The sequence below is a fragment of the Henriciella algicola genome (genome assembly GCF_003576245.1).
GTDB lineage: Bacteria > Pseudomonadota > Alphaproteobacteria > Caulobacterales > Hyphomonadaceae > Henriciella > Henriciella algicola.
Window position 1 is genome coordinate 821,125 of the sequence record NZ_QWGA01000003.1, and the last position, 15,008, is coordinate 836,132.

A 15,008-nucleotide genomic window follows, 5' to 3' on the forward strand; every position below is an offset into this window, starting at 1 on the left:
GAGACAGCACTTGCCCGTTTCACGCCCGTCCGATTAACGCTACAAGCACGCGACATGACTTGGATTGATCGCCTTTCGACCGGCTGGAAAGCTTGGCTTATCCTCTTTGCGCTGACCATGACGGCAGCTGCGCCGGGTGTCTTCAACCTGCCCGCGCTGGACCGCGACGAGAGCCGCTTTGCGCAGGCCTCAAAGCAATATCTTGAGACCGGCGATTATATCGCGATCCGCTACCAGGATGAATTCCGCAACAAGAAGCCCGCCGGCATTCACTGGCTGCAGGCAGGCTCCACAGCCGTCTTTGGCGAAGGCGAAAACCTCGATATCTGGACCTACCGCGTGCCGAGCTGGCTCGGCGCGGGCCTTGCGGTTCTCGCCTGTTTCTGGGCCGGGATCCCCGCCATTGGCAGGCGCGCCGCCTTCATGGGCTCGGCGCTTTTTGGCGCGAGTCTATTGCTGACATCCGAAGCGCACATCTCGAAGACGGACGGCGTTCTCGTCTTCCTGATCACGCTGGCGATGGGTTGCCTAATCCGGCTCTATCTCAGGAAGGATAATGACAAGCGCCTCGCGCTCGCCTTCTGGATCATCCATGGGGCAGGCTTCCTCATCAAAGGACCTGTCATCTCTCTGGTCGCTGGCATGGCGATCCTCGTTCTCTGGCTTTGGGACCGGCGCGACCATCAATGGATGAAGGCGCTCGCCTGGTGGCCGGGGCCGTTGATCAGCGTGCTGATGGTCCTGCCATGGCTGATCGCGATCCAGATCGCGACGCAGGGCACCTATGTCGAAGGCGCCGTCGGCAAGGATCTGAAAGACAAGCTGGTCTCCGCCTCGGAAGGGCATGGCGGCCTGCCGGGCTATCACCTCATGCACCTTCCCGCCTGGTTCTTCCCGGGCATCCTCCTATTCGTTCCCGCTCTCGTCCTCTGCTGGCGATACCTCCGCCATCGCACGCTGGAATCCTTTGGCGATGTGGACCGCGACGCACTGAAATTCATCGTCGCATGGGCTTTCACCACCTGGCTCTTCTTTGAGCTCCTCCTGACCAAACTCAGCCATTACATCCTGCCCGCCTATCCGGCATTCGGCCTTCTTTGCGGCTGGGCGGCGGTGAAACTGATGGAAGACGCCCGCGCGCCTATCTCGCGCTATCTCTCCACCGCCCTCTTCCTGATTGGCGGCGTCGCGCTCGTCCTCTTCACCTCCCCTTGGGCGGTCGAGATGCTTCAGGCCGACAAGGCAGGCGATTTCCGTACCGTGACCGAAGACGCCGTCATGGCGCAATGGCAGGGCGCGAGCGACTTCCCGCTCTGGCTTTGGGCGCCCGGCGCACTTCTCGTTCTCCTCGCAGCAGGCGCAATGATCGTCCGCAAAATCGGGATTGCGATTGCGGGCGGTGTCCTTGCTGCCCTGCTTCTTGGCTGGCAGGCCCGCATCTATGTGCTTCCGACGCAGACCTGGATACAGGCCACTGAAACCGGCAAGCTCGCCCTCGCCGAGGTTTGCGGCATCCCCCGCAGCGATTGCGGCGACACCAGAGCCCCGGACCGCGTACTGGCGCTCGGCTTTGCGGAGCCGTCCTATGTGCTCACCCTCGGGACGCAAAATTTGCATCCCCCAGAAACGTCCACAGAGCTGCCTGCCGACGATGCTGCCTATCCCGTCGTCTACCTCGTCAACTTCGAAGACGCGGATGCGGACGCCGACTTCAAGGCCGTGCAGAAATCAGCCGAAGAACTCGGCCGCTGCGAGACCCGGTCGACGCCTTATTACGCGCTCAACTATTCGAACAATGACCCGGTCGCCTTTACGGCTGTCCGGTTTGAAGCGAGCTGTGACGAGGTTGCTGCCAGCCAGTAGGGCTCAGCCCTTTTTCTTCGGGCCGGCATAGCCTTTCTTGCGCTCTTCATCGCTGAGGCTGGCCCACCAGTCAGCGTAAGAGCTGTCCTGCGGTGCCTTCATCGTCTCGTCCGGCGCGCCATCATCCCACCAGACGGGGCCGCGTTCACCAAGGGCTTCCTTGGCGGCGTTGACCTGCCGGCGCGCGGCTTTCAGCCGCGCCTCATTGTTCTGGACTTCCTTCACCTTGCGGCGGGCCGCCATCAGGTTTGCCGTCAGCGCTTTCAGCCCCGCAGGCGTGAGGCGCGGATCGGAACGGCGCCAGAGCTTGCCAGCGGCAACAAAATAGCGCCCATCGGGCGTCTGGGGATAATCCTTGGAAGGCATGGATTGGGCAATTGGGCGAGCAGGGCTCCGGCGTCAAGGCGCGAGTGTCTGAGCGGAGGGGAGCTTGCGCACCTGCGCGGCTTTGGCTTCGTGCGCGCGTCACACATTTGGGATAGCAAGAGCCATGCGTTTGACCCTGCCTCTCCTCTCCGGCTTTGCAGCCCTCGCCCTAGCAGCCTGCACAGCTACACCCGCCCCATCGACAACGATTTCCACGCCGGTCGCCCAGACCAGTGAGGACACCGCAGCGCCAGTAGCTCTGACGGTTCTGGTGTCGATTGACGGCTTCCGGCCAGACTATCTCCAGCGCGGCGAAACCCCGACGCTGAACGCACTCGCTGAAAGCGGCGCACGCGGCGTCTTGCAGCCATCCTTCCCGTCCAAGACTTTCCCGAACCACTACACAGTCGTGACGGGCCTCACGCCGGACAAGAACGGCATCGTCAACAATACGATGGAAGATCCGCGCCGGCCGGGCCAGGTTTTCACCCTCTCTGACACATCCGTGACCTCCGATCCGATCTGGTGGGAAGAAGGCACGCCGATCTGGATCAGCGCAGAACAGCAGGGCATCCGCACCGCGACCATGTTCTGGCCGGGGTCCGACTTCGAAATCCACGGTACGCGCCCATCCACCTTCGCGCCCTTTGACCAGCGCCTGACAGACTTTGGCCGCGTCGACATGCTGCTCTCCTGGCTCGATGTGCCAGCCGATGAGCGCCCACAGTTCGCAACGCTTTACTTCGACACGGTCGATACGGCGGGCCATATCTATGGTCCGGGCAGCCCGAAGACCGCGTCGGCACTCGCACAGGTCGACGCCGCCCTTGCGCGTTTCGTCGCCGGGCTGGACGCACGCGGCCTGCGCGATACCACCAACCTCGTTATCGTGTCTGATCACGGCATGGCCCCGATCAGCGATGAGCAGCTCATCTCCCTTGATGAGATGGTTGCGCCGGAGCTGGTTCACACCGTCTGGACCGGCACTTTTGCAGGTCTATCACCCCTTCCCGGAAACGAGGCCGAGGTCGAAGCCGCCCTTGTTGGCACCCACCCGCACGGTGAATGCTGGGCGAAGGAAAACCTGCCGGAGCGGTTCGCCTATGGCGCCAACCCCCGTGTGCCGGACATCATCTGCCTTGCTGAAAGCGGCTGGCGCTATGAGACCGCAGAGAAGCCGGCATGGCGCGGCGCTGGCGGCGATCATGGATTTGACCCGGCACACCCCGACATGGCAGCGCTCTTCATCGCGAACGGTCCGGCTATCCAGGCCGGTGCAGACCTCGGCACTTTCCAGAACACCTCGGTCTATCCACTCCTCGCCCATCTCAGCGGCGTTGAGCCGGTCCAGCATGAAGGCGACATCGCCGATGTCGAGGCGGCGCTGCGCTAGCAGCGACCGTCCGCGGCGGCGGCGGCGCCTAGGACAGTCCTTCGATATTGCCGTCGGCATCGAGTCCAATGGACTCAGCGGCCGGCACGCGCGGCAGGCCGGGCATGGTCATGATCTCTCCGCAGAGGGCGACGACGAAACCCGCCCCGGCCGAGAGGCGGACATCGCGCACAGGCAGGACAAAGCCGCTCGGCGCGCCGCGTAGCCCCGGATCGGCTGAGAAGCTGTTTTGCGTCTTCGCCATGCAGACAGGCAGGTGGCCATAGCCATCGGCCTCCCATCGCTTCAGCCGCGCATGAACTGACGGATCAGCTGACACGGTGCTTGCGCCATAAATCCCGGTTGCAATGGCTTCGATCTTGTCCATCAGGCCAATCTCGTCGCGATAGAGCGGGGCAAACTCTGCCTCATCTGCATCCGCGATGGCCGCGACTTTTTCGGCAAGCTCGAGCGTACCCTTGCTGCCATTCGCCCAATGGGTGCAGACAATCGCTTCGGCGCCTTTGCCCGCCACATAGGCGCGGATCGCGTCGATCTCGCTTTCAGTATCGGCGTGGAAGTGATTGATCGCGACGATAACCGGCACGCCAAACTTGCGCATATTGTCGATATGGCGGCCAAGGTTGGAGCAGCCTTCGACCACTGCGTTCGGGTTCTCCTTCGACAGGTCCGCCAGTGTCACGCCGCCATTCAGTTTCAGCGCGCGGCAGGTCGCGACGACGACGATGGCAGACGGCGACAGTCCGGCCTTGCGGCATTTGATGTTGAGGAATTTCTCAGCACCAAGATCTGCGCCAAAGCCTGCTTCGGTGACGACATAATCAGCGAGCTTCAGCGCCGTCTTTGTCGCGATCACAGAGTTGCAGCCATGGGCAATATTGGCGAAGGGGCCGCCATGAACGAAGGCTGGGTTATTCTCCAGCGTCTGGACGAGGTTCGGCTGTAGCGCATCACGCAGGAGCGCCGTCATCGGCCGGTCGGCCTTGATATCGCGGCAGAAGACCGGTGAGCGGTCGCGGCGATAGGCGACGATGATATTGCCAAGGCGCATTTCGAGGTCTGCGAGGTCTTCGGCGAGGCAGAGGATTGCCATGATTTCTGAGGCGGCCGTGATGTCGAAACCCGCCTCTGCCGGAAAACCATTGCCCGGCCCGCCCAGCGAGGTCACGACTGAGCGAAGCGCGCGGTCATTCACATCGAGCGCACGGCGCCAGGTGATCCGGCGGGTGTCGATGCCAAGCTCATTGCCCCAGTGGATATGATTGTCGATCATCGCCGACAGAAGGTTATGCGCCGCCGTGATGGCGTGGAAATCGCCGGTAAAGTGAAGGTTCATTTCCTCCATCGGGACGACTTGCGCATAGCCACCGCCTGCAGCCCCGCCCTTCATCCCGAAACAAGGGCCGAGCGAGGCTTCTCGGATACAGATCGCGGCCTTCTTGCCGATCGCGTTGAGGCCGTCGCCGAGGCCCACAGTGGTCGTCGTCTTGCCTTCGCCCGCAGGTGTCGGATTGATCGCGGTGACGAGGATCAGCTTTCCGTCGGGGCGGCCATCAAGAGAGCGGATGAAGTCCCGAGAGACCTTGGCCTTGTCATGGCCGTACGGGATGAGGTCGCCGGGCGGGATGGCGAGCTTTTCGCCAATTTCCTGGATCGGCCGCTTCTTTGCGGCGCGCGCAATCTCGATATCGCTCTTGTGGCTCATAGGCTTTCAACGCCCTCCCCTGCTCGCGCCTCGAAATTAGCGCGCTGGGGCGCCGCGGCGATGCGTCTGACTGTTTCCTTGCTCTCCTATCAGAAGCGCAGGCGAGCGAAAGGGCGCAGAAAGGGCTAGTGCGGCGTTTCCAGCTTTGGCCGGGCGCGGCCCATGGTCCAGTTTGACTGACCGCGCACTTTCGGGTTCGGCGCGCACCAGATTTCGCCGGTCGCGGTAATCATCGTCACCCAGATGAGATTATGCTCCTGACCGTAGTCAATGACGCCAATGGCAAAGCCGTCCCCCTTGTCGGTCACCGTCATGGGGATGGGCGGGTTGAGCTGCGTGAACATGTCTGCGCTTTCGTTGAGCAATTGAAGTTCAACACTGCGGCGCGCATTTTGGTTTCCGCCGCTCACGCAAAGACCACCCGCAGCTTAACCTCGATCATGCAAAGCCAGCATCGGCCCTAGTTGCGCGAGGGGTAGATGCCCTGCGTGACCACACATTGCTTCAGGGCGAGGAAGGGCGGCATATTCTCGCCTGTCGCGCTATCGCCCATAACATCGCCGCCGCCCTGATCCAGGATGACCGGGTTGAAAGTCGAGTGGTTCTCCATCCCGCCGCTCTGGCCCAAAGTGCGTTCGGTAAGACCCTCGCCTTTGCCTGCGCCAATCACAGTGCGCCCGCGAAGGTCTGGCAGGCCAAAGGTCGTCCGTCCGTCGCCGCCATAAAAGGTGCCGAAGAGAGAGAAGAGAGCTGTATTCTCGCTGATCGAGAGAAGGCGCCCATCCGCCTCCAGCGTGCCGCGTGGGCAGAAGTTGAAGCCGACCGTGATGATCTCCCCAATATACTCGTCTGGCCCGGCATGGGCGGTCGGCGCTGCGGCGATGGCGAGCGTCGTGAGCGCGGCGGCGGCGATGGTTGTTTTCAGCATGTGCGGGTCCCCTCTGTTGTCATGTTGGCAAGTTTATGCGGGGCAGGAATGGCGGCAAGTGGGTGTTTGGGCGGTTGGGGCTTTGACGCAAGCACTGCACTTCTCCCTTCTCCTTGGGGAGAAGGGTCGGGGATGAGGGGAACTGACGTTGCGTCAGGCGCGTCGGTTTGCAGTGATCATCTGAAGCGCATCACTGCAGATGCCTTCCCGGGCCGAGATGCGGCTCCCCCTCACCCCTCACCCCTAGCCCCTCTGCCGAAGGGGAATAGGTTCATAAACACCAATATCGCCACGCGGGTCTCCCCGCTGGCGGTGTGCTTTTACTCTCGCCCTGAAGTGACAGGGCCGGGCGCGTCCAGGGTGGACGCTTTAGGTAATGCCAGCCTTTCGGCGTGGCTGTAGAGCGTGCGCCATGGACGCGCCCTGCGAAGAATTGCCCGCTCGTTTGGCGCGGGCCGCCCAGAGGACTCAGAAAGGCGAGCCGTCGCCTGACTGGACAAGTGGATAGCGCGGACCGCCATTGGCAGGGCCGTTAGTCCCATGCCGGCAGCACTCGTCTCCTTCGCACTCCGCTCATGGGCAGCGTTGGCCGCGCATGAGCCCTCCCGCCTCCGCCTGCGCGCACCGGGGTCTTTACCGGCACGTGCAGCATCAGTGAGAACCAACACCTTCCGGTCGGTCCGGACCGCCCTGTCTGGTGATGGGAGGCGTGTAGTATGGGTCGGGTTTGCGGGGGTGGGGATGAATTTGTTTTGTCCTGCAGCCCCCTTCGACCTGCTTCGCAGGCCACTTCCCCCGCCTGCGGGGGAAGGAGAAGCCACGCTGGCGTCGCGCTCTCCTCCCCCGTTCACGGGGGAGGTGCCCGGCAGGGCGGAGGGGGGATTAAATATGGACGATTCACTCCGGAGATACCTGCGTCCTTCGACTTCGCTCAGGATGAGGGGCAGGTATCCATGGTGAGACCTAGAACCGGAAGCTAACGGTTCAGACGAAGCACCCTGGACCCCTGCCCGCGCAGGGGTTGTCGGGAGGTGTTGCCAGCATCTTTGCGGGAGGGGCCGTCGCCAGCAATTCTGCGTCACGCTCGACCGCGGGACGCGGTCTGAGCGTCCATCTTCTGACTTGAAAGGATGCGCACGGCGGCGATGGTGGGAGATGGGCCCTCAGACGGGCTTTCACCCGTCGAGGGTGACGCATACCTTGAGCACTGGCTTTCAGGATAACGCGTTCCGTTCCGAAATACCTGCGCAGGCAGGTATCCATAGCGATCCCTCAAACTGGGATATGAGGTTTCAGACGAAGCATCTTGGACCCCTGCCTTCGCAGGGGTCTTCGGAAAGGTTGGAACAGGCCGCACGACGGAGCGTCACGCTCGACCGCGGGACGCGGTCTGAGCGTCCATCTTCTGACTTGAGAGCTTACGCTGGGAGGTGATGGCGGGAGCTGGACCCTCAGACGGGCTTTGCCCGCCCGTGGGTGACGCCCTCCATGAGCGACACGCCCCAAACCCTCGCCCTTAATAATGCGGCGGGGGACGATTGACCGGGGCGGCGGCTTCGCTGATGGCCTGTTCGCTGTCGGCGACCCGCTCGGCGAGGCGCACCACCTGCCGCTCCAGCCGCTCGATCAGTTTCCACTGCGCCGTGATGGCCGCGTTCAGGTCCTCAATCGTCTGGTCCTGATGGGCGATACGGATTTCAAGCTCATCGAGGCGAGTTGAATCTGTCGGGGCGCTGTCGGTCATAAGGGCGGGATTAGCGGTGAGTATGGGGTGAGGCAATATCATACCTCCGCTCACCCCGGACTTGATCCGGGCTCTCGTGAAGCAGACGCCGCGCTCCAACTGGCTGAGATCCCGGGTCAAGTCCGGGATGAGCGGATGAATTGAAAGGGCGCCGCGTGTCCGATCTGATTTTGCGGGTCAAGGGTAAAATCAGGAGGACGCGAAGCGCCCTTGACCCGCAAAATCAGATCGAAAGAGGCTGGCTGTGGCCAAATGGCAGAAACTGCCATTTGGTCTGAATGTACATGGTAATGTTGACCCTCCAGTCTCCACGGCGAAGAAGAGAGTACTGCGCTGGCCATCCATCACGACGCGGCCCTGAATCGTCGATAGCTCAAACATGCTCGTGCCAGACGCGTGCTCGCTGCTGCCGCATGACTGACGAAACTTACATTGAATTGCCTTGCGATTCGATCTTTCATATCGTTGCCATTTCAACCCTAGGGGCAAAAATGAATAATGTTCGCATCAATCAATTATTGGGCAATCGAGGGCGCCTAATTCAGTTGCTCGCGGTTGCGATTCTTCTGTCACTGGGTATTGGACTAATTTCTTCTGCCATCACCGCAATACTCAACGCTCACCCGCTTTGGATTGGGGCAGGCGGAGTAATCTCCACCACGCTCGGCGTTATTCTTGTTGCCCAATCAACCCTGTTCTCGCCTGCTGAAGAAATTAAGATCGGCGGAATTCTGATTTTTGGTGATGATGAAGGGCGACCTATCTACGTTCGAAACTATCGCTTTGCCGAAGAATTTCATCGCAATTTCTCAGCGCTAGTGGCTGAAAACAAGGCGATACTAAAGAATTGGAACGATTCCAACATTGAATTCAATGTTGAAGAATTGCGCAACGTAGACATCAAATCAGAGTCATACAGAAACGCGGTGATCAGGGAAGGTGTTGAGTACTTTTTGCTAGACAGACTAAGCACGCACTTGACCGATTATTTTAATATCAAAGAAGAAAAGTCCCAAATTAACACGTTCAAACGTAGCGACGTCCCTGAAATACTCCTTCGCAATCGTTTTTTGGAATTGTTTTCCAAACCGCAAGAGGAACGTGAATCATTCATCGAACATGATATGAAGCCGAAGGAAATTCCGGAACTGCCAGCCGGCATGAAGGAGCTCGACATTGGCGAAGGCGAAGTGGTTTGGTCATCAGGACGCGACGGCGCGATATTCAGCCAATTTGATCTCGTACTTCCCAACGGAAGTAGAGTGGCCAGAGTATCTCCAAACAAAATTCGAATTTCTACCAAACGCTTTGATTTCGATATGCGCATCGTGTTCGGGGGATTTGGCGCAAATACAGGCCGTGGCTTCGAGCAACTTTACTTGGACAGAGACATTATGACTACTTCTACTTATGAAGTACAAGTGAAGCTATCTGTGAAACACAAACCCTTTTCACTGCTGTCGCGAAAAGGGTGGGACGACTTCAGTTGGCTCGACTCATTCTTCGACACTATCGAAGATGAATTCTCCTTCGACGTGTTCATGAATAAAATTTCGTGGGAGAGTAATGCTGCCTTGCTTCACATGATGGAGGTCAGGAATAGAAAACCGCGCGAGTAATAATTCGCACTTCCATCTTCTACTCCCGCTCCACATAAATCTCCGCGCCCTGCGCATGAATTCGGCGCCCTTGGCCTTCACGCCTAGCGCGGCCCCTCATAGTTCTGCGTGAACGAGCACTCCTCAACGTCGTAGTGCCAGCTACCGCCGGCATCGAGGCAATCGCCCACCGGGTCATGGAGTAGCCGCGCCGCGCCCCAGACCGCAACAGCGATCAGGAGGGCGGCGGCGAGGCCGAGGGCGAGAAGCCTAATCGGTTTCCACATACAACTTCCGCCCCATCGCCTCATACTCCGCGCTCTTGGCCTTCATCCCCTCTTCCGCCTCACGCGCCTGACGCTCCAGATCCGCCTTCTCATTATCCGTCATGCCGGCGGCGTAGTCGCGGACCTCTGCCGTGATCTTCATGGAGCAGAATTTCGGGCCGCACATGGAGCAGAAGTGGGCGACCTTGTGGGCCTCTTTCGGGAGGGTCTGGTCGTGATAGTCGCGGGCGGTTTCGGGGTCGAGGGAGAGGTTGAACTGGTCTTCCCAGCGGAACTCGAACCGGGCGCGTGAGAGGGCATCGTCGCGGATCTGCGCGGCGGGGTGGCCCTTGGCGAGGTCTGCGGCGTGGGCGGCGAGCTTGTAAGTGATGACGCCGACCTTGACGTCGTCGCGGTCCGGCAGGCCGAGATGCTCTTTCGGCGTGACGTAGCAGAGCATGGCCGTGCCGTACCAGCCGATCATCGCCGCGCCGATGCCGGAGGTGATGTGGTCATAGCCGGGCGCGATGTCTGTGGTGAGGGGGCCGAGCGTGTAGAAGGGCGCCTCACCACATTCGCGCAGCTGCTTGTCCATATTGATCTTGATCTTGTGCATCGGCACGTGGCCCGGCCCCTCGATCATCACCTGGCAGCCCTTGGCGTGGGCAATCTTGGTGAGCTCACCGAGGGTCTCCAGCTCTGCGAACTGGGCGGCGTCATTGGCGTCCGCGATGGAGCCGGGGCGCAGGCCATCGCCGAGGCTGAAGGAGACATCATAGGCGCGCATGATGTCGCAGATGTCCTCGAAATGGGTGTAGAGGAAGCTCTCTGTGTGGTGGGCGAGCATCCATTTCGCCATGATCGAGCCGCCGCGCGAGACGATGCCGGTGACGCGCTTGGCCGTGAGGTGGATATAGGCGAGGCGCACGCCCGCATGGATGGTGAAATAGTCGACGCCCTGCTCGCACTGCTCGATCAGCGTGTCGCGGTAGACCTCCCAGGTAAGGTCTTCGGCGACGCCGTTCACCTTTTCGAGGGCCTGATAGATCGGCACGGTGCCGATGGGCACGGGGCTGTTGCGGATGATCCATTCGCGGGTGTTGTGGATGTTGCGGCCGGTGGACAGGTCCATGACATTGTCGGCGCCCCAGCGCGTCGCCCAGACCATCTTGTCGACTTCTTCCTCGACAGATGACGTGACGGCGGAATTGCCGATATTGGCGTTGATCTTGACGAGGAAGTTGCGGCCGATGATCTGCGGCTCAAGCTCGGGGTGGTTGATGTTTGCCGGGATGATGGCGCGGCCCTTGGCGATCTCGTCACGGACGAATTCCGGGGTGATGAAGGCCGGGATCTCGGCGCCGAAGCTCTCGCCCTGGTCGATCTGGTCCTGCGCATTTGCAAGCTGTTCCTGACGGCCGAGATTTTCGCGCTCTGCGACGTAGATCATCTCTTTCGTGATGATGCCCGCGCGGGCGAATTCGTATTGGGTGACCGGTTTTCCGGGCAGGCCGCGAAGTGGCTTGTGATAGGTCGGGAACTGGCGGGCAAGGTGCTTGCCGCTGACGCCGCCATTGTCCTCTGGCTTGACCTCACGGCCCTCATACTCCTCGACGCCGCCGCGTTCGAGCACCCATTCGGTGCGGTGGCGGGCAAGGCCCTTCTCGACATCAATGGTGACCGACGGGTCGGAGTATGGTCCGGAGGTGTCGTAGACGGGCACGGGCTCTTCGTTTGCGGACGGGTGCAGGTCAATCAGGCGGCGCGGGACTGACAGGGTCGGGTCGGCCTTCGGGTGGGTGTAGACCTTGCGGCTGGCTGGCAGCGGACCGGTGGTGACTTGCGGGGTCTGGAAGTCAGACTGGTTGGTGGGCTTGTTCATTGGAGGACTCCTTAAATATCGGGCGTTGCCCGCATGAAGAGCCGCTCGAACTCGGCCTTCTTCACATGTTCATAAGTTGCGCCACGCTCTGACCAGTAGGCGGCGTAATCATCGGGTTTCGGAAACAGGTTGGCTAACAGGCAGGGCGTCGAGCTGCCGTAGGCATAGTCAGAGAACGCGGCGTGGCCGTGAGACATCATCCGGACGCTGTTCGCCACGATGTGCTCGACGTCGAACACGTCGACGGTTCGCGTCACCGAATTGTCAGGCTGAATCTCGAAGAGCGAGACCGGAGGCTCACTCGTTTCAGGATTTGCTCTCTCTATGCGGAGATATTCCGCCATGCGCTCGCTCCGTTCCTACGCCGGCCACCTCCACAATCGGAGATTCCCCGGATCAGGTTCTAAGGGTGCTGGACCTGCGTCTGGTCCATCTCAGCGCTAGCAGTACGCGCCCCTCGGATTGGGTCGACCGTAGAGGAAAGCGGCGCGTTCGGAAAGGGGGCGGCGGCAAGCATGGCTTGCCTGACTGGGTGCGCTCCTGCATCTACCGGGCGATGACGCTGGATCTCGCCGCCTATCTCAAACGCATTGGCTATACCGGGCCTGTTCGAGCCGACCTTGAGACGCTGAATGCGCTGCACGCGGCGCATGTGAATGCGGTGCCTTTCGAGAACCTCGATGTGCATGCCGGGCGCCCTGTGACGCTGTCGCTTGAGGCGGCCTATGAGGAGATCGTCGGCCAAGGCAAAGGCGGCTGGTGCTATGAGATGAACGCCGTCTTCGGCTGGGCCCTGTCAGAGATCGGGTTCGAGGTGTTGCGGCTCGGCGCGGGGGTGCGGCGGGAGGCGCTGGGCGATGAGGCGATGGGCAACCATCTTGCCCTGCTGGTACGGCTGGAGCGCGACTATCTCGCCGATGTCGGGTTTGGCAGCTCTCAAGTGCATGCCATCGCGCTGGAGGAAGGGGTGAGCGACCATGCCCCGGTGCGCATGGCGATCGCGCGAACGGATGACGGATACTGGCGCCTACATGAAGGCGGACCGGGCGCAACGTTCAGCTATGATTTCAGGGCAGAGCCTGCCGATGAGGCGCTGCTGGCGGCGCGCCACGAATGGCAGATCACCGACCCCAACAGCATTTTCTGCAAGACGCTGAGCGCCAAGATCCGCCGCGGAACGACCTATTACATGCTGCGCGGGCGCATGCTGGAAACGCAGATGCCGGGGCGCAGCACGCAGCAGGTCATGGACACGCCGGAAGAGCTATCGGCCGTGCTGGACGAGGTTTTCGGCCTTGAGGAGCCGGAGCTTGAGGCGCTCTGGCCGAAAATCTGCGCGCGGCACAAGCAGCTCTTCCCGCATGCGGGCGGTAGGCTTTAGGCATTGGCTTCAAACTGCGCCGTATCCACCGCGAACCAGAGCGTGTCGGCATGGGCGAGGAGCGTGCCTTCAGCCGTGTAGAGCGCCGTGCCTGCAAAGTGCTTTCGGCCTTTTCCGCCCGTGCGCCATGAGGCGATGATGAGCGGCTCGCCGACGGTCGGGCGGGTGAGGATGTTGGCGTTCATTTCACCCAAAAGGGCGCGGTCAACATCGGGTAGCGAAAAGCCGCCGGGGCAGTCGAGCGCGCTCCAGATGATCTCATCGCGAACAAGGCCGTCATCGCCTGCAAAAGTCTCATGTGGGGTCCAGACAGTGGCGGCGGTTTCAGGGTCATCAAGCTGGCCGCAGAAGATGCGGAGGCCCTCCCCCGGCTCACGGCCGCGCCCGCAGACGAAACAGACCGATAGCTCACCCGCGCCGAAAGGACGGGGACGCTCGCTTGCTGCCTTTGCCGCCCCAAAAGACGGTGCCGGCCGCGGTGCGATGGAGGCCGCTTCAGACCGCGCCGTCATGATGAGCGCATCGCCCGCATGAAGCGTTGCGGTGTCGCCGTCGCGCGTCAGGCTGAGCGGCGTTTCCAGAGGAATGGGTGCATTGATGCGGATCGTGTGGGGGCCGGTGAGAAGCTGCGCCATCAGGCCCGCTGAATAGCCGCCATTGCCGCTGCCGGGCGGGCCATTGAACTGTTTCGGGATGGTGATGGTGGCTGGGGCGGTCATGGCGGTCTCCGTGTGGCGGCACGCCCGCGCTATCCACAAATGGTTGCGCTTGCAAGTGGACCGCAGGGGCGCGCTGTGCGAGGCCAGACGCCTATCAAAGCCCGAGTTCGAGGAAGCGCCTCATGTCCTTTTCCATTCGCCCGCTGGGCCTTGCCGTGTGCCTTTCTGCGGGGCTGATCCTGCCCGCCTGTCAATCCGTGCCGGAGGCCGCCCCAGAGACAGAAGCCTCGCAAGGCGCCTTGGACGAGGTCATCGAAATCCGGGACGATGGATTGATCGCCAATTATTACCCGGCCACGCGCGCCGATGCGCCCGGGCCTGCAATCTTGATGTTTGGCGGGTCTGAAGGGGGATTGAGCGAGGGTGTCGCCCGCGATGCCGAAGCGCTGCGGGCCGAGGGTTTTCACGTGCTGCACCTTTCCTTCTACCGGTATGAAGGTCAGGAGCAGAACCTTGAAATGGTGCCGTTGGAGCGGTTTGACCGGGCGCTGGACTGGCTGCTTACGCGCGATGAGGTGGACGCAGGCCGGGTCGGCATATTCGGCACGTCGAAAGGCGCCGAAGCGGCACTGATCATGGCGAGCCGGAGAGGCGAGATCGACGGCGTTGTTGCCATCGTCCCGTCCAGCGTTTCCTGGACAGGGATCAATTGGAACTTTGACGGGCGCGTGCCGGAAGCCTCCTGGTCCCTCAATGGCGCGCCCTATCCTGCCCTGCCCTATGGCGAATTCGATTACCAGACCGGGCTCTATTCGCTCTATGCCAATGGGTTGAAAGCCGTCTCCGAGCATGAAGACGCGGTGATCGCTGTCGAAGAGAGTGACGCGCCGATGCTGCTCATCTGCGGCGGATCAGATGCACTCTGGCCGAGCTGCCCCATGGCGGAAGCTATCGATGCGCGCGCCGAAGCGATGGACGGGCCAGAGGTGACGGTGCTTGCCTACCCGGAGGCAGGACATGGCGCAGGCGGCCTGCCCGCCGAGACGCTCGATCCTGAGACAGCGGACGAGGCGCTCGACTGGGGTGGGACACGCGCAACGAACCGGGCGGCGCAGCAGGATAACTGGCCGAAGACGGTCGCTTTCCTGAAAGAGACGCTCTAGGCCCTTGCGAAATGTGGATAATGCAAAGGAAACCGCACTTCGCGTAAATTTTTATAGACT

General features: G+C 61.4%; 14 protein-coding genes and 1 riboswitch. Of the genes, 5 read left to right on the forward strand and 9 right to left on the reverse strand.

Going from position 1 to position 15,008, the window contains the following annotated elements:
- Window positions 1-54: 54 nt before the first annotated feature.
- The gene (locus D1222_RS04440; RefSeq protein ID WP_119452996.1) at window positions 55-1,863 is read left to right on the forward strand and encodes an ArnT family glycosyltransferase; all 1,809 of its coding nucleotides are present in this window, start codon (window positions 55-57) and stop codon (window positions 1,861-1,863) included.
- Between the two features lie 3 nt (window positions 1,864-1,866).
- Here D1222_RS04440 and D1222_RS04445 read toward each other — a convergent pair whose 3' ends face one another.
- Entirely contained in the window at window positions 1,867-2,229 is a 363-nt protein-coding gene (locus tag D1222_RS04445; protein ID WP_119452997.1) for a hypothetical protein, read from the reverse strand.
- 124 nt (window positions 2,230-2,353) lie between these two features.
- On the opposite strand from D1222_RS04445, the gene D1222_RS04450 reads away from it, so the two are divergent.
- Window positions 2,354-3,622 (forward strand): alkaline phosphatase family protein, encoded by a 1,269-nt coding sequence (locus D1222_RS04450; protein WP_119452998.1) that lies wholly within the window; start codon window positions 2,354-2,356, stop codon window positions 3,620-3,622.
- A 28-nt stretch (window positions 3,623-3,650) separates the two neighbouring features.
- On the opposite strand, the gene D1222_RS04455 is transcribed toward D1222_RS04450, so the two are convergent.
- From D1222_RS04455 to D1222_RS04470, 4 genes are all read right to left on the reverse strand, one after another.
- On the reverse strand, window positions 3,651-5,327 hold the full coding sequence (locus D1222_RS04455) for a formate--tetrahydrofolate ligase (RefSeq protein WP_119452999.1): 1,677 nt from the start codon (window positions 5,325-5,327) through the stop codon (window positions 3,651-3,653).
- A 125-nt stretch (window positions 5,328-5,452) separates the two neighbouring features.
- On the reverse strand, window positions 5,453-5,671 hold the full coding sequence (locus D1222_RS04460; RefSeq protein ID WP_119453728.1) for a hypothetical protein: 219 nt from the start codon (window positions 5,669-5,671) through the stop codon (window positions 5,453-5,455).
- 116 nt (window positions 5,672-5,787) lie between these two features.
- Window positions 5,788-6,255 carry a phage tail protein gene (locus tag D1222_RS04465; RefSeq protein WP_119453000.1) on the reverse strand — a complete coding sequence of 156 codons (468 nt, stop codon included), beginning with the start codon at window positions 6,253-6,255 and terminating at the stop codon, window positions 5,788-5,790.
- A gap of 1,516 nt (window positions 6,256-7,771) precedes the next feature.
- Window positions 7,772-7,999, reverse strand: a complete 228-nt coding sequence (locus D1222_RS04470) for a SlyX family protein (protein ID WP_119453001.1) — start codon at window positions 7,997-7,999, stop codon at window positions 7,772-7,774.
- 413 nt (window positions 8,000-8,412) lie between these two features.
- Between D1222_RS04470 and D1222_RS04475 the strand changes: the two genes are divergently transcribed.
- Window positions 8,413-9,618: a hypothetical protein gene (locus D1222_RS04475; protein WP_119453002.1), complete on the forward strand. Its 1,206-nt coding sequence runs from the start codon at window positions 8,413-8,415 to the stop codon at window positions 9,616-9,618.
- Window positions 9,619-9,701: 83 nt separating this feature from the next.
- On the opposite strand, the gene D1222_RS04480 is transcribed toward D1222_RS04475, so the two are convergent.
- The 3 genes from D1222_RS04480 to D1222_RS04490 form a co-directional block, all read right to left on the reverse strand.
- On the reverse strand, window positions 9,702-9,884 hold the full coding sequence (locus tag D1222_RS04480) for a hypothetical protein (RefSeq protein ID WP_119453003.1): 183 nt from the start codon (window positions 9,882-9,884) through the stop codon (window positions 9,702-9,704).
- Window positions 9,868-11,745 (reverse strand): phosphomethylpyrimidine synthase ThiC, encoded by a 1,878-nt coding sequence (gene thiC, locus D1222_RS04485; RefSeq protein ID WP_119453004.1) that lies wholly within the window; start codon window positions 11,743-11,745, stop codon window positions 9,868-9,870. The genes D1222_RS04480 and thiC overlap by 17 nt, the downstream gene beginning before the upstream one ends.
- Window positions 11,746-11,756: 11 nt before the next feature.
- A complete protein-coding gene (locus D1222_RS04490) occupies window positions 11,757-12,089 on the reverse strand; it encodes a hypothetical protein (RefSeq protein ID WP_119453005.1) in 333 nt (110 codons plus the stop codon).
- Window positions 12,085-12,213: riboswitch (TPP riboswitch) on the reverse strand. Its footprint overlaps the gene before it by 5 nt.
- Before the next feature lie 52 nt (window positions 12,214-12,265).
- Here D1222_RS04490 and D1222_RS04495 point away from each other — a divergent pair.
- On the forward strand, window positions 12,266-13,126 hold the full coding sequence (locus tag D1222_RS04495; protein ID WP_119453006.1) for an arylamine N-acetyltransferase family protein: 861 nt from the start codon (window positions 12,266-12,268) through the stop codon (window positions 13,124-13,126).
- On the opposite strand, the gene D1222_RS04500 is transcribed toward D1222_RS04495, so the two are convergent.
- Window positions 13,123-13,845, reverse strand: coding sequence for a hypothetical protein (locus tag D1222_RS04500; RefSeq protein ID WP_119453007.1), 723 nt, complete (start codon window positions 13,843-13,845; stop codon window positions 13,123-13,125). The two genes, D1222_RS04495 and D1222_RS04500, sit on opposite strands and share 4 nt — an antisense overlap.
- A 122-nt stretch (window positions 13,846-13,967) precedes the next feature.
- Between D1222_RS04500 and D1222_RS04505 the strand changes: the two genes are divergently transcribed.
- Window positions 13,968-14,948: an acyl-CoA thioester hydrolase/BAAT C-terminal domain-containing protein gene (locus D1222_RS04505; protein ID WP_119453008.1), complete on the forward strand. Its 981-nt coding sequence runs from the start codon at window positions 13,968-13,970 to the stop codon at window positions 14,946-14,948.
- Window positions 14,949-15,008: the final 60 nt, after the last annotated feature.